This window comes from Paenibacillus sp. FSL R5-0923 (genome assembly GCF_038009145.1).
GTDB lineage: Bacteria > Bacillota > Bacilli > Paenibacillales > Paenibacillaceae > Paenibacillus_AQ.
This window is the reverse complement of the sequence record NZ_JBBPAT010000001.1, coordinates 1,025,285-1,043,825: the sequence shown is the minus strand read 5'-3', so window position 1 is coordinate 1,043,825 and position 18,541 is coordinate 1,025,285. Positions and strand designations below refer to the sequence as shown.

Below are 18,541 nucleotides of genomic sequence, written 5' to 3'. Positions count from 1 at the left end.
TTTTTTTCCGAAAGAAGATGAATGATAATGAACGAGGGGTTACAAGACCGCCTTGAAAAATATGGTTTCTCACTTTACATGATACGAATTACGCTGGCCGCTTCACTTTCATGGGTCGCCGTACACAGCATATATGGTAGCCAATATTTATACTTTGCACCCCTTGCGGCTATCCTCATCACTCAAGCCAGTGTTAAAGCATCGCTAGAAAAAGGAATCTACCGCCTGATCGGCATTATTCTTGGCGGGATCGTTAGCTTAATTGTTGGCCAGTTTTTTGATGTAGGTGGGCTTTCTATCCTGCTCATTCTACTCATCGGGATTGGCATCGCTACGGCCTGTAAGATGAACATTCAAGCTGTCTCACAGGTGGGTGTTACTTCCGTTCTAGCTCTTACTTTTTACCAGAATGACTACGTGCTTTGGAGAATAGGGGAAACATTTATTGGTGTGCTGATCGCCCTGGTCATCAATATGATTATCGTGCCGCCGAACAGGTTCGTCAAGGTAAAAGCATTGGCATTCGAAGGAAGTCTTCTACTTGCGGATGCATTAAAAGATCTCGTAGGCGTAAGACGTGATTCTCCGAAAGATAATTTGCTGGAGGAAGCAGGTAAACTCCTGTCGAATAGCAGCCGGGAACAGAAAGAAATGTTCTATACCCTCACACATTATCAGTGCCGGGGTGAACTGAAGGGACTCATACAGGCTACCTCACATCTAAAAAGCATTCATTCCTACGTCAAAGAAATCGCCGACGATATTCGTCTTCTGCCAGCGCATCACGCCTCTTCGGACTGGATGAAGGATGTGCTGGAATCAACCGCAGATTGCATTGCTCTTTATGGAACCAGAACCTTATCAGACGCCGAATGCCAACGTTCTCTTGCCGATTGTATAGAGCGTGCTCGTGACCTGCAATTGGCCAGTTTCTCTGAACTACAAGGGAATTGTTCGCTATCAAGCATTCGTGATCTTGGTGCGGTCTTCAGTCACTTAAACCGGGTGTTGGAGGAAGTAGAGCGTGCTAAATCTGCTACTTATGTTGTAGCCACTCGGCCCTCAACGGCTGAAGTCGCACGCGCTTTACGTTTTATTAAAAAGGGACTCTCCCAGAAGCTTTAAGCTTCGGGAGTGTCCCTTTTGTTCAAATATAAGGATGCCGAAGGCGTTTATGCTTGCCTATTCATCAATATGCCCTCATACGCCCCTGATTACTACAATCACCACATAAATTAACTAAACCGACTGCTTCGCGGCACGTCCTATCCTCACATTCACCAGAACAATGCTGCTAACAATAAGCAATAGACCAATCACAAGATTCAAAGTAATCTGCTCATTTAAAAAGACTACGCTAGTACCTATCGAGATCAGTGGAATCAAAAAAGTGAATGATCCGACCTTCCCTGCCTCTCCCTCGTTAATCAGCTTGAAATAGATCAGCCAGCCTAAAGCGATCACAAAGACTGCAATAAATATTGTATCGGCTATAAACGTTCCACTCCAGGTGATATCCGACCACTTCTCTGTAGCAGATCCCGAAAGCAGCAAAATGATACCACCGATCGTTATTTGCATAGCGGTCATCCATAGCATATCCACGCGCACAGCATTTCGTTTCATATATACCGTTCCTAATGCCCAGCTCAAAGCACTGGCTAAAGCAAGCACAATTCCCCATATAGAGATGCTTCCGTTAAGTCCTCCAATACTGAGGGAGCCAACTCCGATGAACCCTAGCAACAGACCTGCCATTTTGAGCCCGTACATACTCTCTCCTAACCACAGCCATGAAAAAATGCCCAGCAATACCGGCTGCAGAAATACAATGGACGAGAATAATCCTGCGGGTACATACTGCAAGCCAATTGTCTGAAATCCATAATAAAACACGATACTTAATATAGCCGAGGTCAGATAGATCGGCCATAGCTGCTTGAAGCGAAGCTCCTTCATCTTAGGAAGTGCAATTAGAATCAGAATGAATCCGCCGATGACGGTTCGGATACCTGCAAATAATAAGGGTGGAGCGTAGTCTAAGGCGATTTTCGATATAGGCCAATTTATGCCCCATACAATCACCAAAAATATAAGAAGGATGATGCTTTTCTTCTGCTGATTCATGTATTCACTCCTTGGTGTAGATTCATCACAAATGATACAATAATTAAGAATATAAATGAAATGAATAATACTCATAAGGGGCATATCATATTTGTTATGAACAATAATCAAATTCGTTTGTTCGTCAAAATCGCGGAAAGCGGTAGTTTTACCAAAGCTGGTGTAGAACTGAATATGACCCAACCTGCTGTCAGTCGAGCAATTTCCTCTTTAGAAGCCGAACTGGATGTAAAGCTATTACTTCGAGATCGACGGAACGGTCTAATGCTTACTGACCTCGGCAAGCGTATCCTTGTTATTTTTCGTGAAATTCTAATGGGCTTTGATAAGGTCAATCAGGAGATTTCCGCCGAGAGGGGGCTTGAGAAGGGAAGCATTCGAATTGGGGCTTTTCCAGTGGCTTCTGCCTATTTTTTACCGAAGATTATTAGCTCTATCACTGAAAGATATCCGAATATTACGATTAGCCTGCAGGAGGGCTCTATCGCCGAAGTCAGAGAATGGCTGGAATCCAAAGAAATTGATGTTGGCTTATTGCTCGCTCCTTGCGAGGCGTTCGAAACCATCCCACTATATAGAGAAAAGCTGTACGCTGTAATCAGAGATGACCATCCTTTGCACGAGCGTTCTGTCATAGGTGTGAGAGAATTAGCGGGTGAGCCTATGCTGATCTGTAAAGCAGGTTATGAACCACCGGTGGTAGATTTATTCCGCAGGAGCAGCAGCTATCTGAATGTAAAATATGTGGTTAATAACTATGCAACAGCTCTTAATATGGTTCAAGAGGGGCTGGCTGTGGGTGTGATGTCTGAGCTATCTTTGTTATCTTTACCTCCAAATGTAGTAACCCGTGAACTGCAGCCCGACGCCTACAGAGATATACATATCGCAGTCAGCTCGCTTACCGATACTTCCATAGCTGTAAAGATGTTCATAGAGACAGCTCTGGATCTTTTTACTAAGCCTAAAAAAATGGATGATGAGGAGTGCTGAAGATGAACTTTAAAAGACTTGGAAATAGCGGACTACAAGTATCCGCATTGGGACTGGGGACAAACGCTTTTGGTAAAAGGGCGGATCAAGAGACCTCCATACAGATCGTACATACTGCGCTGGATCATGGCATTAACTTTATCGATACCGCTAATATTTACGCCGGCTCCGAATCTGAACGAATCATCGGTCTGGCCTTGGAAAGTAGAAGACATAAGGCTGTTCTCGCCACTAAAGCAGGCTTAGTTAAGCAAGACGGACCTAACGGAAGCGGCTCCTCGAGGCGCCATTTGATGCAGGAATTAGAAGATAGTCTTCGCCGCCTAAAAACGGACTATATCGATCTATACCAGATTCACACCTTCGATCCCAATACGCCACTCGAAGAGACGTTACGGACCCTGGACGATATGGTATCTTCGGGCAAAGTACGCTATATCGGGGCTTCCAACTATACAGCATGGCAATTAATGAAGGCGATTGGAATTAGTGAGGCACGGAGCTTCGCCAAATATATTTCAATTCAGTGTAGCTATTCCTTAGCAGATCGGACCCCGGAGAATGAGCTTCTCTCCCTTTGTCTTGATCAAGGTGTAGGGATTATTCCTTATTTTCCACTGGCGGGCGGAATTCTCACAGGCAAATATAATTCAAACGGTTCCGCACCTTCAGGGTCCAGAGCAGATACCGATCCTAATTTCAAAAGATTCCTGAATCATGAACGGATCGAACTGGGGAACAAAGTGGGACAGATCGCTGAAGAACTGGGAACCTCTTCTACTGCACTTTCCTTAGCTTGGCTCATGAATCGTCCTGCCGTCTCGACAGTTATTGTGGGGGCTACACGCGTGGAGCAGCTGGAACAGAATTTGCATAGCACCTCCATTCAGCTTAACGAAGAATCAGTGAGCAAGCTGGATGAGGCAAGTGATTCCTTCCGCTTTGGCGAGCCTTTCGCTTTTTATCGGCTCCCATAGTCTGAACTACTATAATGAAGGAGGGGAGTATTATGACAACACATACAACGGCTAGTATTCAAGTGATGCTTGAAGAGCATAAGGACTTTTTTAATCGTGGCGCAACTAAAGAGGTTGCCTTTCGGCTTAGTCAGCTTCAGAAACTTAAAGACAGTATTAAACGATACGAGAGTCGTATTATCACTGCCTTACAACAGGATTTAGGAAAAAGTGAGTTCGAGGCTTATGCCACAGAAATCGGCTTCACCTTGGACAGCCTAGGTTACATGATGAAACATCTCAGACGTTGGGCGAAGCCCGTAAAGGTTAGATCACCACTGCACTTATTTCCTGCGAAGAGTTATATCTTAAGTGAACCTTACGGTACCGCGCTCATTATAGGTCCTTTTAATTATCCATTTCAGTTGCTGATCGAACCGCTTATAGGCGCCATTGCCGCTGGAAACTGCGCTGTCCTCAAGCCATCGGAGAGCACACCAGCCATTACGGCTGTTATAGAGCAGCTCATTCAGGAGACCTTCGAACCCCAGTATATTCGCGTAGTTCAGGGGGAGAAAGAGACCACCAATCTGCTGATCCATGCCAAGTTTGATTATATTTTCTTCACGGGCAGTGTTCCGGTCGGCAAAATCGTGATGGAAGCCGCTGCGAAGAATCTAGTGCCTGTAACCTTGGAGCTTGGCGGGAAAAGTCCGGTCATTGTCGACACATCAGCCAATCTTGATGTTGCAGCGAAGCGAATCGTATGGGGAAAATTATTAAATGCCGGTCAAACCTGTATCGCCCCCGATTATTTGCTCGTTCATAAGGACATTGCTAATGAATTGATCACCAAAATCAAACATCAGATTACTGAATTCTACGGTCAAAATGCGCAGCCGAATACAGATTATGGCCGGATCGTAAATGAGCGCCAGCTGCAAAGACTCGCCAGTCTCATTGAACGGGATCGGGAAAAGGTGGTTATGGGCGGAACCGTCATTTCAGAAGAACGTTATATTGAACCTACACTAATCTATCCTGCGGCTTGGACTGACGCTTCTATGGAAGATGAGATCTTCGGTCCGATCCTACCCATATTGGAATATCATCAATTGGATGAAGCTATCCGGAGTATTAACGAGCACCCAAAACCACTTGCACTTTATCTATTCACAGAGGATAAAAATGTTGAACAAGAGGTGCTTTCCCGAGTCTCTTTCGGAGGAGGCTGCATCAATGATACGATCTCGCATGTGGCGAACGCTAGCTTGCCGTTTGGTGGGGTAGGCAACTCTGGAATCGGCGGTTATCACGGGAAGCACAGCTTTGAAGTCTTTTCCCACCGCAAAAGCATCGTTAAGAGAGGCACACGAATCGACCTTGGGATTGTGTACCCACCCTATGGGAATAAGATCAAGCTAGTACGAAAAGTATTGAAGTAGACAAAGCAGCAAGCCTCCCATGACTGGGAGGCTTGCTACTTTTCAGAGGAACCACTTTTCATTATTTGAACAGCTGTACCAATTCCTCTACATGTAACTCCGCGGTAGAAGGAAACCAGAGCTCAGCACTCTCTTTCAAGGATGGACTTCCGGCTCCAACGGACCTCATACCAGCGGCTTTGCTGGCAGCTATCCCCTCCGCTGTATCTTCGATAGCTACGCAGCAGTCAGGTGATATGCCCAGCATCTCGGTAACCTGTAAATAAATTTCCGGATCTGGCTTGCCCATACGGATGTTTTTAGGGTCAGCAATCGCCTGAAACAAGCGCCCGATCTTCAATCGTTCAAGAATCAGCATCGCATTCTCATTAACGGAAGCCAGCCCGACAGGGATTCGCCTTTTCTTCAAATCGGTCAGAAGACTATGGATACCCGGGTGCAAATCATCCGGTGTCATTTGTTGAATCAGCTGTTTATACTTTTCGTTCTTTTTGTTGCAGAGCATTCCTTTTACCGGTTGGGGTAAATTCAGACCGCTTCCCTCCAGTAGAATCTCTAAACATTCCATTCGACTATGGCCCTTCAGACGTACATGCTTCTCTCTATCAAAAGAAATCGCCAGCTCATCGGCTAAGGCTTTCCAGGCCAGATAATGATACTCACTAGAATCGGTAATAATCCCGTCCAGCTCGAAAATAACAGCTTCAAGCTGCTTCACATTTGAAAGAGACACCGGCTTCTTTACAGTTAACTGCACAAGGCTCCCTTTATGTAGAATTTCAATCTCTTCACCTGTCAGTAGTGTATAAATCACTACCTTACTATCAACATAAATATCCAATAAGTGCCCACCGCTTGTTATTTTAAACCGATAGCTGTCCCATTGTGCTGGCAAGGCAGGATTAAAGGACAGCATACCGCCACATAAGCGCATCCTACCAAACCCATTCACAATCGACAGCCAAGATCCTGCCATAGCAGCAGTATGCAGCCCGTCCTTCACATTGCGGTTAATATCATCTAAATCCATCCGTACCGTGCGGTCAAAATAGGCGTACGCCCCCGCTAAATCACCAATCTCAGCAGAAATAATACTGTGAATGCACGGTGACAAAGAAGAATCATGTGTCGTTAGCGGCTCATAATAATTGTAATTGCGGATCTTGTCCGCCAAGCTGAACTGATCACCTAACAGAAACATGGCCATCACCAGATCTGCCTGTTTGAGCACCTGATGACGGTAAATCACCAACGGATGGTAATGAAGCAGAAGTGGATATTTATCCGCTGGCGTATGTTCAAAGTCCCACTTTTTCTTAGTCAGAAACGTATCATCCTGAGCATAGATGCCAAGCTCCTCATCAAAAGGGACATACATTTTTTCTGCGGCGACCAGCCAATCACCAGGCTCTTCCTCAGTCAGACCAATCTTGCCCTTCAGACGTTCAAAATGCTCCGGATACTGCTTTCCTAACAGTCTGGCTATCTCATATGCATAATAGAGTTGATCCCGTACCATAAGATTAGTGTATGCATTATTGTTAACGATAGCTGTATACTCATCTGGACCCGTTACTGCGTCAATACAGAACGCACCCTCCCTGGCTGGATTAAAATGACCCAGATCCACCCAAAAGCGGGAGGTCTCGAAAATCATTTCCGCCCCCTCCAGAACCAGAAACTCATAATCGTCAGTTGCCCGCACATACTGTTTAATGGCATAGGCAATATCCGCGTTAATATGCATTTGTGCTGTTCCTGCCGGAAAATAGGAAGAGTTCTCAGCCCCGTCTATGGTGCGCCAAGGATACAGTGCTCCCTTCTGAGACATCACTGCTGCCCGTTCCCGTGCCTTATCTAACGTAGCATAACGAAACTCGAGTAGCTTCCGGCTAATCTCCGGCTGTGTAAATGTAAAGAAGGGTATCATATACATCTCAGTATCCCAGAAATAGTGACCTTCGTATCCTTCACCCGTCAGGCCCTTGGCCCCGATGTTCGTAACCCCGTCACGTCCTACGGATTGCAGCAATTGAAAAGCATTAAAACGGATACCCTGTTGAAGCGCAAGATCGCCCTGAATCTCCACATCGGTATGTGCCCAGAATTGATCCAGAAAAGCCCGTTGTTCATGAACTAGCGCTTCAAACCCACAGTTCTCCGCCAAGTGTTGCACTTCTAAGCACCTGCCTAACAGCTCGTCTTCTGCATAATCCTTAGAAGTGTGATACGAAATGTACTTGGTCAGGGAGATCCTTTCCCCCATTATCACTGGAACAACCCATTGCATGGACAATCGCTGATCTTCTAGCTGCACGAGCCTTTCATATCCAGCGCTACATTTCAGACTGTGGCTTATCCCTGTTAAAAGAGAAAACCCGGTATGCCGCGTCCTCTGCTTCATCCACAAAAAGGACTGCTCGAGCTCATGCCCGGTTTCGACTAGCAGCAAATTGGGTTCCTTACTCCCTGATCCCAGCCGGGGGTCATCCGTGACCTCCGGCCTTTGGATCTCACCATCAATCGATGAAGTAAACGTTAGGGTTCCCTCAAAATTCAATGCCTTGACCTCGTAATCTATGGCCGCTAAATGTTTATGCTGCATGGCCACCATCCGACGAATGTTCAGCTGTACCCTGTGTCCGGCAGGAGATTCCCATTCTACCTGCCGATGCAAGATCCCATTTCGCATATCCAGCTTCCGTTCATAACGGTGCACTTGCCCACTGTTCAACTGAAAGGTATGACCCTCAATGCTGAGTTCAATAATCTTGGCATCCGTCACGTTCAGCATAGCTTGGTTGCGGGAAGGATACCCATAAGCTCCCTCTGGATACACAATAGGCTCGGAATCAAAAAATCCATTCAAATAGTTCCCTGTTACAGATGAGCCCGAGTGGCCATGGTAGCCTTCCTCGAAATTACCGCGCATACCAATGTATCCATTACCCAGAGCAAATACACTTTCGCTTCTTTGATTGTTCTCTTCATCATAAGTCTCCTCATCAAGACTCCACTCCCGGTAAGGATACACCGCAGCCGGATGTACGTATGGTTTCATCTTCATCTCTCAATGCTCCTCCTGACACAGTTTTGTTCAATTAGCTATACTTCATCCTTATAATTCCTGAAATGTTCAAATCAACCTTTTATTGATCCACCCATAAGCCCTCTGACGAAATACTTTTGCAGCAGGAAAAAAATCGCAAGCGGCATCAGCATAGAGATAAATGCAGCCGAGGTGAGTAAATGCCAGTCGTTGCCTCGTGAGCCTACTAAGTCGGCGATCTTCATCGACATGACCTGCACTGACGGTTGATTGCCGATAAAAATCAGCGAGACTAAATAGTCATTCCACACCCATAGGAATTGAAAGATTCCGATAGAAGCCAGTGCGGGCACAGATAACGGTAGAATCAGCCTACTGAAAATAGTGAAATGGCTCGCCCCATCCATAAAAGCTGACTCAAACAAATCCTTAGGAAGCTGACTGATAAAGTTATACATAAAGTAGGTAACCAGCGGTAATCCAAAGGCCGTATGCGCCAGCCAAATGCCCAAGTAACTTCCGTTCAGTCCAAGAGCCGTATAATCTTTGAGCACTGGAATAAGTGCCACTTGTATTGGAATAACGAGCATTGCGATAATGATGACAAAAAGCGTGCGGCGTCCAGGAAAACGTAGCCAAGCAAAAGCATAGGCGGCAAAAGAAGCGATCAACACCGGAATGACCGTCGCCGGAACAGCAATCGTCAGTGTATTCCAGAAGGCTTGCGACAATCCGGTACCCTTTTGCACCGTTTCACTGCCATCGGCTTGCTTGAGCTTGTATTCCTTGCCCGAGAGCACGTTATTGTAGTTATCCAATGTGAGATCCGGTGTCATTTTCCAGCCTTGTTCCTGTTGATTTATGGTACGCGCTCTGCGGTTCTCCCACATCAAACGACTGCCATCGGCCTTAACGCCTGCCTTCAGCTGATCATCTGTATAGGTTTTGCCATTCACCTCGATCGGCTCCCGCAGATCCACATCTTTAGATAGCTGAAGGGTCTCTCCAGCCTTCCACTCCTGATGAGGAAAAGCTTTCCACCATCCAGTCTGCAAAATATCGGCAGCCGGACGGAAGGAGGAAATGAACAGCCCAAGGGTCGGAAGCAGCCAAATGAAACAAATCACACCCAGCACGATATTAACAATCGTCTTGCTGCCTTTTCTCTTCTTTTTCCCGGCCATTAGAATCCCCCTTGCTTACGGAACTGACGTAGATTGATTATGATCACAGGCAACACCGCGATCAGCAGAACAATAGCCAGCGTGGAGCCGTAACCGAAATTCCGGTACATAAAGAATTGGCGGTAAAACTGTGTAGCCACTACCTCTGTATCGTATTGACCTCCTGTCATCACCATGACGACGTCAAATATTTTCAACGTAAAGACGATAATGGTCGTTGTCACAGTCAGAATGGTTGCTGAAATGTAGGGGATCATGATTCCAAAGAAGATCTTCACCTCATTAGCACCATCCACTCGTGCAGCTTCCAATATGTCATCAGGAACTCCCTTAATAGCTGCCGAGAATATCACCATTGCAAATCCGGTCTGCATCCAGATCAGAATGATGATGAGGAAAAAGTTATTCCACGGCTGAAGCATACTCGTCCATGCCTGTGGTTCTCCCCCAAAATAAGTAACGATGGCGTTCAAAAGTCCAATTTGTTCATCGCCGGGTTGATAGTAATATACAAACTTCCAAATAACGCCTGCGGCTACAAAAGAAATAGCCATCGGCATAAAAATGATCGATTTGGCTAGCTTCTCATAGCTGCTTCTGTCGGCAAGAATTGCAATCAAGAGCCCAAAAGCTACACATGCCAGTGTACCAACGAATACCCAAAGTAAATTGTTACGCAGTGCCGTCGCCATTAGATGGTCGCTAAAGATCGCTGCATAGTTGCTGAGACCCACAAATTTCTCTGAAGAAGCATTGAAAAAGCTTAAATACAGCGTCCGCAGCGCAGGCAGCACCAATAGCCACCCCAATATAATCACTGCCGGACCAATAAAAATATAAGGCAATACCTTTCGGCGTACGTAATCAGGATATTGCTCGACTGCCCAGGTAAGTGTGTAATAGATCAGATAAACACCCAGAACCCCCCATAGAACAGCCAGAACCGCCGTTAGTAGCGGATTTAGTGTTGAATCCCGAAAGAACAAAAAGATCGAGCCATTAACAACAACATTGGCTATTAATACTAAAAGAGACAGCAATACCGCCCTAAGGCTTACCGTCTGCTTGGCTTTTAATTGTGGCTTCATTTGTGGTTGTGGTTGTAGTTGTGATTGTCCACCCATATTAGCTCCAGCTCCTCCTATACTCGCGCTTTGGAAAACAAAAAGAGGGGCAGAGAACCTTCAAATCTCGCTGCCCCTCTTTTAACTGTGTGCTTTCAATATTAGGTTAGTTGTTCCAGCCAGACTGGATTTGTTCCAACGCCTGATCCAGCGTCGCAGTACCACTTACGTAGTCGGTCATGCCCTTCCAGAAGGTACCTGCGCCCACTTTGCCCGGCATCAGGTCAGAGCCATCAAAGCGCAGCGTGGAAGCATCCTGAACCAGCTTCGCCATCCGGCGATCGGATTCTGAGGTATACCAGTCCAGGGAAGCATCATTCATTGGAGCAATTACGCCGCCCGATTGCACCCAGCTCTTAATGGATTCTCCTGTAGTAAAGAATTCCATAACTGCACGAACTTCAGGACGATCGTTGAACATCGCGTAAATATCGCCAGCAACTAGTACTGGTTTACCATATTGAGGGTCAATAGGCGGCATGTAAAACCAATCATAATCTACATCAACCTTTGCGGTTTCAGGGAAGAAGCTTGTAATAAAGTTGCCGAGCATATTAAACCATGCTTTAGGAGGATTATTGAACATTGGTGCTGGGGCATCCCCGAACGATGTCGTCACGATGGATTTTGCACCACCATAGACATAATCCTTGTTGAGCCAAATTTTGGACATGGTTTCAACTGCATTCTTCACTTCTGGAGAGGTAAATGGCAGCTCACCTTTTACCCATTTATCGTAGTTCTCAGGTGTAGTTGTGCGCAGCATTATATTTTCTACCCAGTCTGTTGCCGGCCAGCCTGTTGCAGCACCACTCTCGATTCCAATAGCCCAAGCAGGATCACCGTCTTTCGCAATTTGTTCCGTCAGAGCCATCATCTCATCCCATGTCTCAGGAACCTTGTAGCCTGCTTCATCAAATTGCTTTTTTGGATACCAGACCAAGCTCTTTACGTTACTGCGGTTCCAGATCCCCGCCATGATCTTGCCGTCTTTCCCGTCCATATTAGACATATCAAGCCAGCTCTTGTTGTAATTAGCCGTCAATTTGGCTTGATCCAGCACGTTAGTTAAATCGATAACCTTGCCAGTCTTAGCAATGGAGGCTAGCAGTCCCGGCTGCGGGAAATCAGCGATATCCGGAGCATTTCCACCGTCTACTCGAATGTTTATCGTAGCTTCGAACTCTTTTGAGCCCTCGTATTGAATATCAATTCCTGTCTTCTCTTCAAACTCTTTAATACTATTCTCAAATTTCACTTGGTCAGCATCTACGAAGGGGCCGAACATCGTTACTTTAGTTCCTTTATAGTCGCCCTTCATGGCTAGCTCTAGCGGAGATCCCGATGGCTCGGTGCTAGGAGCAGTTGTAGCTTTCTCAGTGTTATCTGCTGTTGGGCTGGTAGTCGCCGCAGGTGGATCTGTAGGCGCTGCATTGTTGTTATTGCCTCCGCCGCATGCGCTCAGCATCATAGTGAAGGATAAACACAGTACTAAAGCCAATGACTTTTTACGTCCTGAGGTTTTCTTCATCTTTTGTACATCCCCTTTAATGGTTTTAGAGATTGCTTCTGACTCAATCATCCGGTACCCTGGCATGTATAAGCAGCTTGTAGCAGATCACCTCCTTGCAAAGCTTTTCAGAATCTAAGGATCTATACTAAAAAAGAATCCAATCATAAATTCCAATTAATTGTAGCGCTTACATTTGTTATAGTATCACATAAAGTAAGCGTTTCCAATCTGTATTTGAAATGTTTTGGTAAAAATTATTTTTATTGTCTAAGCAAATATTCAAATGTTGCTTAAGACGAGCGCTGAATTCTGAAAAGCTTTTCAGAGGGTGGTACAAAAGTGAACTACCCCTATTTTTCTCGTGTAGATTCCCGCACAATCAGCTTATGCTCCATCTTCTCATTCAATACCTGCACTTCACCTGTTGTAAGCAATTCATGCAGCTTCTCGGCCGCACGATACCCTAACTCGTAAATTGGCTGTGCAATCGTAGTTAGCTTCGGGATGAACATACCCGACATCCTTAGATTATCAAACCCAATCACGGATACCTGACCCGGAACAAGAATATTACGATCCTTCAGATAAGAAATCGTCCCCATCGCGAATTCATCAGCAACACAGAAAACAGCAGTTAGCTCAGGGTAATCCGTAAATAGTTCGTGCGCAGCTTGATAAGCATGTTCAAACCGGTGACTGGCATATTTGCTCTTCACAATATTCTGCTGTAGCCCTGACTCTGTTAGCGCTCTTACAAATCCCTCATAGCGTGGTGGTCCTGATACGGAATTATCATGGTTAAAACCAATCATACCAATGTCTTTATGACCTAAATCAATCAGGAACTTTACCGCATCATAGGCAGCCGCTTCATCATCCACCTCCACACTTGGAATGTCGAACTCATCGGAATGCGAGGACACTAGCACAAATGGAATTCTACAACCGACCAATTTGTCATGATACTCAGGGTAAAGAAAATCACTGGCGAATACAATTCCATCCACCTGCTTCTCATGGAAGTTATCAATATAGGACAGTAGTCGTTCTTTGTCGCGGTCCGTATTGCAGATCATTAGACTATACCCAAGCTTGATACAAGCATCCTGCATCCCCCGAATCACCCCTGCGAAATACAGGTTCTCAATATCCGGAATAAGCAGGCCCAGTGTAAAGGACTTCTTGTAAATCAAACCACGTGCAAATGAATTAGGTTGATACCGCAATCGTTCTACAGCCTCCATCACTCGATTCCGTTTGCTCTCCACTACCGAATTCGGTGCATTCATAACACGTGACACTGTGCTAATCGACACCTCGGCCATTCTGGCAACATCTCTTATGGTTGGCTTCATAATGATAACTTCCTTTTTTAGGGAACTTTTCGATGTGATTATAGCAAGCCCGATTGGAAATAACAATAGAATTTTTGAAGCGCTTACATAATTTTAAAAATTCATCTTTCCTCCTCTTTCTTCACTCGGAAGATAAACAACTTACTTAAAGTGTGTATATAGTTTTATTACATGGTATACTATCCGAGTAGCGATATTCGTAGCTACAAATACTGCTCTATGAGCATAGAGCATTTATTATAGGAGGGATAACATTGAAACAACCTCGTGACATTCGATTCTCCGTACTGGACCTAGCTTCTATTGTGGAAGGAGGGACCGCGGCAGACTCTTTTCATAACTCTCTAGATTTAGCTCGGAACGCTGAGAAGTGGGGCTATCATCGGTATTGGTTCGCTGAACATCATAATATGATCGGAGTTGCCAGCTCTGCTACCTCACTCTTGATCGGACATATTGCTGGTGGCACCCAAAGTATACGTGTTGGCTCTGGTGGCATTATGCTATCCAACCACGCACCACTTGTTATTGCCGAACAGTTCGGGACTCTCGAATCTCTATATCCGGGACGGATCGATCTTGGACTGGGCAGAGCACCCGGATCTGATCAACCAGCTTCCCGTGCGCTGCGTCGCGGGCTCGGAAGCGATGGCAGTGAATTCCCTGAGCAGCTAAGTGAGCTAAGAGCTTACTTCGACCCTGCAGGAGCAGGATCGCGCCCAGCTGGAGTACGCGCGGTTCCTGGGGAAGGCTTAAATGTTCCCATCTGGCTCTTAGGCTCCAGCGGCTTTAGTGCTGAGCTAGCAGCCAAGCTAGGGTTGCCTTTTGCCTTTGCCAGCCATTTTGCACCTGAGTATTTACTTCAGGCGCTGCACATATACCACAGTAATTTCCGTCCATCAGAAGTACTAGACAAACCTTATGTTATGGTCGGACTAGGGGTTACAGCAGCCGATACCGTAGATGAGGCAAGAAAGCTAGCTACCTCGCAGCAGCAGCAGTTCCTCAATATCATCCGCGGGCGTACAGGCAAGCTACAACCACCCGTTGAGAGTATGGATGGGCTATGGACGGTACAAGAAAAAGCAATCATGCTCGATAAGCAGCGTTATTCTTTCTCTGGCGATAAAGCAGTGATTAAAGAAAGACTTCAAGACATTCTGAAAGAGACACAAGCAGATGAATTGATTATCTCCGCAGGGATTTATGATCATGAAGCTCGTCTTCGTTCCTATGAAATTGTAGCTGAGGCTATGAAAGAACTGTAAGATTGCAGTCTTAACAAGGCAGGACGTTATCTGAGTATCGGGAATTCTCCCGTTTCAGATATTCGTCTTGCCTTTTTTGTTTTGTTTTCGAAACCGTTCTTAATAAAACACTAATAAGATATTAAAAAACATAAAAATAAAGAGATATAGAGAGAAATCAACAGATAAACAGACCATATACTTATTATTTAAGCAAATATGATCTAATTAGTTGTAATACATCATTTTTCTTTGGATATCATTTTGATTATACTTTATATATTCGCTATAACGAACGATTTGTATTTTGGCTATGCCCTCTTTCTCCGTTCATTCAGAAAGATTCCGCCCACAAATGAAAGAGTGGTACTTTACAATACCACTTATTTCGACAATGTAGAATGGAATAATCGTTTAAAACGGAGAATTTTGCCGGAAGCCCGCAGATTTTGTTTTTCAACAGCTACAATGGGCTCAGGAGAAAGGAGCAAAGAAAGTGAAGAAGAAATACCATTCGGTCTTCATAGCTGCTTACGTTCTGATTATTCTGGTAGGAGTAATATGGCACGCTGGAGGGGTAAGCGCTCAGGATACCATTAAGCTTACTGTGAATTCTCATACCACGAGCACAGCCACCATGAACAATATGAAGCCCGGTGACGAAATGAGCTCAGAGTACACGATTATTAATGATGGCACAGAAGGCTTTGATTACTTTGTGGACTTTAAATTCATCTCTGGAGACGTAGAATTGTACAATATTCTCCAAATGACACTCGAAAAAGAGGGAGTAATCATCTATTCGGGAGTGATGAGTGAGGCTGCTGGCAGAGTAACCATCGGTTCACTTGCTGGAGGAGAGAAGAGTGTAATTCAAATGGATGTAACCTTCCCATGGGAAGCCGGCAACGAATATCAAGGGAAGGCCACGACCGTAGCTTTTGAATTCTCCGCTTCCGGAGAACCAGGTCCAACCACCGAGCCTACTTCAACGCCAACGCCAACGCCAACAGCGACGGTTGCACCTACACCTGATCCATCACCTACAGCAACGGCAACAGCAACAACTGAACCTACTACAACACCTACTGAAACACCTACGGATTCACCAACGACTACTGCCTCACCTACAGCTGTCGTAACACCAGGTCAGTCAGTGCCTCCAACAGCAACTGCAACACCATCGCCTACACCTACGGCTTCACCGCCTGCAGTCGATGAAATAAGCGTTACTGAAGAACCGATTCCAATGGGCGGAAGCAGTAATGAGCCTACACCTGCAGCGTCACCAGGTGCTGGTAGTCAAGCCACCAGTGCAACACCTCAGCCAAGCGATGAGGTAGCCTTACCTGACGGCGACATTCCTTTGGGAGCACCAGAGGCAGGCAACGAGCTTCCAAATACCGCCGAGCCTTGGTATAACTTAATTCTGGCCAGCTTAGCTATTGCGGTACTCAGCGTGATCATCATGCGCAGATTGAAATCGAAGAAAGAATAACGTTTAGTAATTTAAGTCTGGAGGAGAGAGTATGAAGAAGCGTAATGGTGTCTTATTAACCGTGAAGCTAATCTTCATACTCTCTTTAGTTGTGCTGATTTATTCGATCGTTCAAGTCGTCAAAGCACCCATCGAGGCCAAGCAGGCCCTAAATGATTGGGCAAAAAAGAGGGAGGAAGCCATCGCCCGCCCCCTTTCAAATGAAGAGAACCCTCTCCCCAAGGGAATGGTCAGTTCTCCAAAAGAACAACCAGCTTCATCTCCTTCCTATAAAGAGGGTGAAGTGATTGGAGAAATCCGCTTCCCCACCTTAAATAAGAAGGTGGCTATTCTGGAGGGTACGGAAAGCCCTGAATTAAAAAAAGGAGCTGGACACTATATAGGTAGCGCAGCCATCGGCGCCATCGGTAATAGCGTGCTTGCTGGACACCGTGATACCGTATTCCGCAATCTAGGAGAACTTGTCGCAGGAGATCTGATCGAACTGGAAAGCATGGACGGTACGTTCACCTATGAAGTGACAGGCAGCACGATTGTAGATGGGAATGAACGCGGCGCAATAAAACTAAGCGATAAGGCTATTCTTACCTTGATCACCTGTTATCCTTTTTCATACGTGGGATCAGCACCGGACCGATATTTACTTACAGCGAAGCTAGTGAAGCAAGAAATATCGCCTCATTAAAGCTAATCTTAACTCTTAATCTTTCTCCTCAGGGATGAGACCGGATATGGAAAGTGATACTATATAGATACAACAGTAATGAGGAGATGACCCACAGTGAAAAAAGAGGTTATAGAACGGTTTATTTCGTATGCCCAAATGGATACCCAATCGAACGAGGATAATGAAACTTGTCCGTCCACTCCGGGGCAGATGGTGCTGGCCCACAAGCTGGTCGAAGAGCTCAAGGAGATCGGCATGGATGAAGTGCAGGTGGACGAGCATGGGTATGTCATGGCTACACTCCCAGCCAATACGGAGAAGGATGTTCCGACCATTGGTTTTTTGGCGCATCTCGATACAGCAACTGATTTCACAGGAACAAATGTAAAGCCACAGATCGTGGAGAACTACGATGGCAAAGATATTATTTTGAACAAAGAGTTGAATGTTGTATTGTCTACAGCAAGCTTCCCAGAGCTGACAGAATATAAAGGCCACACATTAATTACAACCGATGGCACTACCCTGCTAGGCGCAGACAATAAAGCCGGTATTGCCGAGATTATGACAGCTATGAATTACCTTCTTCAGCATCCTGAAATCAAACATGGCAAGATTAGAGTCGCCTTCACACCGGATGAAGAAATTGGCCGCGGACCTCATAAATTTGACGTAGCTGCTTTTAATGCTTCCTATGCTTACACTGTGGACGGAGGCCCACTCGGTGAACTAGAGTATGAAAGCTTTAATGCTGCATCAGCCAAAATCTCGGTTTACGGCGTCAATGTACATCCTGGTACTGCCAAAGGAAAAATGATTCATTCCGCAAAAATCGCTATGGCGCTCCACCTTAGACTCCCTGCTGAGGAAGCTCCAGAATTCACAGACGGTTATGATGGCTTCTACCACCTTAGCTCCATAGAAGGCACACCGGAATTCAGCAAGCTTCAATATATCATTCGTGACTTCGACCGCGAGAAATTCGAGGCACGTAAAGCATTTCTTTCTGCCATCGTAGATGAATTCAAGAGCATCCATGGTGAAGAGAACATCGTGCTTGAAATGAAAGACCAATATTACAACATGCGCGAAAAAATCGAACCGGTGCGTCATATTGTCGATATTGCCCATGAGGCGATGGAGAATCTGAACATCACGCCGATCATCCGTCCGATTCGCGGGGGAACAGATGGCTCACAGCTTTCCTACATGGGGTTACCTACACCTAATATTTTCACGGGGGGCGAAAATTTCCACGGCAAATTCGAATACGCCTCTGCTGACAACATGGAAAAAGCGGTGAACGTAATCGTCGAGATCGCCAAGCTGTTCGAACAAAAAGCCTAAATCGTAATTCACGTCACTCCATATTGAACACAAAAA

Annotated in this window: 14 protein-coding genes; 8 read left to right on the top strand and 6 right to left on the bottom strand. The window is 45.6% G+C overall.

What is annotated here, in order from left to right; all coding sequences use genetic code 11:
* Nucleotides 1-27 precede the first annotated feature (27 nt).
* The gene (locus MKX35_RS04665) at nt 28-1,125 is read left to right on the top strand and encodes an FUSC family protein (protein WP_076297976.1); all 1,098 of its coding nucleotides are present in this window, start codon (nt 28-30) and stop codon (nt 1,123-1,125) included.
* 114 nt (nt 1,126-1,239) lie between these two features.
* Here the strand turns inward: MKX35_RS04665 and MKX35_RS04660 are convergent, their stop codons facing one another.
* Entirely contained in the window at nt 1,240-2,127 is an 888-nt protein-coding gene (locus tag MKX35_RS04660; RefSeq protein WP_076297977.1) for a DMT family transporter, read from the bottom strand.
* 96 nt (nt 2,128-2,223) lie between these two features.
* Between MKX35_RS04660 and MKX35_RS04655 the strand changes: the two genes are divergently transcribed.
* From MKX35_RS04655 to MKX35_RS04645, 3 genes are read left to right on the top strand one after another with little or no spacing between them, the layout of a single operon-like run.
* Entirely contained in the window at nt 2,224-3,120 is an 897-nt protein-coding gene (locus MKX35_RS04655) for a LysR family transcriptional regulator (RefSeq protein WP_076297978.1), read from the top strand.
* A gap of 2 nt (nt 3,121-3,122) precedes the next feature.
* Complete coding sequence (locus MKX35_RS04650; RefSeq protein WP_076297979.1) at nt 3,123-4,097, top strand: aldo/keto reductase; 975 nt, start codon at nt 3,123-3,125, stop codon at nt 4,095-4,097.
* Between the two features lie 32 nt (nt 4,098-4,129).
* On the top strand, nt 4,130-5,521 hold the full coding sequence (locus tag MKX35_RS04645; protein WP_076297980.1) for an aldehyde dehydrogenase: 1,392 nt from the start codon (nt 4,130-4,132) through the stop codon (nt 5,519-5,521).
* Nucleotides 5,522-5,582: 61 nt separating this feature from the next.
* On the opposite strand, the gene pgmB is transcribed toward MKX35_RS04645, so the two are convergent.
* The 5 genes from pgmB to MKX35_RS04620 all read right to left on the bottom strand — a co-directional run bounded on the left by pgmB (nt 5,583) and on the right by MKX35_RS04620 (nt 13,746).
* A complete protein-coding gene (gene pgmB / locus MKX35_RS04640) occupies nt 5,583-8,588 on the bottom strand; it encodes a beta-phosphoglucomutase (protein ID WP_081382672.1) in 3,006 nt (1,001 codons plus the stop codon).
* Nucleotides 8,589-8,662: 74 nt separating this feature from the next.
* On the bottom strand, nt 8,663-9,754 hold the full coding sequence (locus tag MKX35_RS04635; protein ID WP_042131499.1) for a carbohydrate ABC transporter permease: 1,092 nt from the start codon (nt 9,752-9,754) through the stop codon (nt 8,663-8,665).
* Complete coding sequence (locus tag MKX35_RS04630; RefSeq protein WP_042194677.1) at nt 9,754-10,842, bottom strand: carbohydrate ABC transporter permease; 1,089 nt, start codon at nt 10,840-10,842, stop codon at nt 9,754-9,756. Before MKX35_RS04630 ends, MKX35_RS04635 begins: the two co-directional genes overlap by 1 nt.
* Before the next feature lie 142 nt (nt 10,843-10,984).
* Nucleotides 10,985-12,409 (bottom strand): ABC transporter substrate-binding protein, encoded by a 1,425-nt coding sequence (locus MKX35_RS04625; protein ID WP_076298127.1) that lies wholly within the window; start codon nt 12,407-12,409, stop codon nt 10,985-10,987.
* A gap of 332 nt (nt 12,410-12,741) precedes the next feature.
* The gene (locus tag MKX35_RS04620; RefSeq protein ID WP_076297981.1) at nt 12,742-13,746 is read right to left on the bottom strand and encodes a LacI family DNA-binding transcriptional regulator; all 1,005 of its coding nucleotides are present in this window, start codon (nt 13,744-13,746) and stop codon (nt 12,742-12,744) included.
* Between the two features lie 254 nt (nt 13,747-14,000).
* On the opposite strand from MKX35_RS04620, the gene MKX35_RS04615 reads away from it, so the two are divergent.
* The 4 genes from MKX35_RS04615 to pepT all read left to right on the top strand — a co-directional run bounded on the left by MKX35_RS04615 (nt 14,001) and on the right by pepT (nt 18,505).
* Nucleotides 14,001-15,014 carry an LLM class flavin-dependent oxidoreductase gene (locus MKX35_RS04615; protein WP_081382673.1) on the top strand — a complete coding sequence of 338 codons (1,014 nt, stop codon included), beginning with the start codon at nt 14,001-14,003 and terminating at the stop codon, nt 15,012-15,014.
* 475 nt (nt 15,015-15,489) lie between these two features.
* Nucleotides 15,490-16,491 (top strand): hypothetical protein, encoded by a 1,002-nt coding sequence (locus MKX35_RS04610; protein WP_076297983.1) that lies wholly within the window; start codon nt 15,490-15,492, stop codon nt 16,489-16,491.
* 31 nt (nt 16,492-16,522) lie between these two features.
* The gene (locus MKX35_RS04605; protein WP_076297984.1) at nt 16,523-17,176 is read left to right on the top strand and encodes a sortase; all 654 of its coding nucleotides are present in this window, start codon (nt 16,523-16,525) and stop codon (nt 17,174-17,176) included.
* A 96-nt stretch (nt 17,177-17,272) separates the two neighbouring features.
* A complete protein-coding gene (gene pepT / locus MKX35_RS04600; protein ID WP_076297985.1) occupies nt 17,273-18,505 on the top strand; it encodes a peptidase T in 1,233 nt (410 codons plus the stop codon).
* The last annotated feature ends 36 nt before the right edge of the window (nt 18,506-18,541 follow it).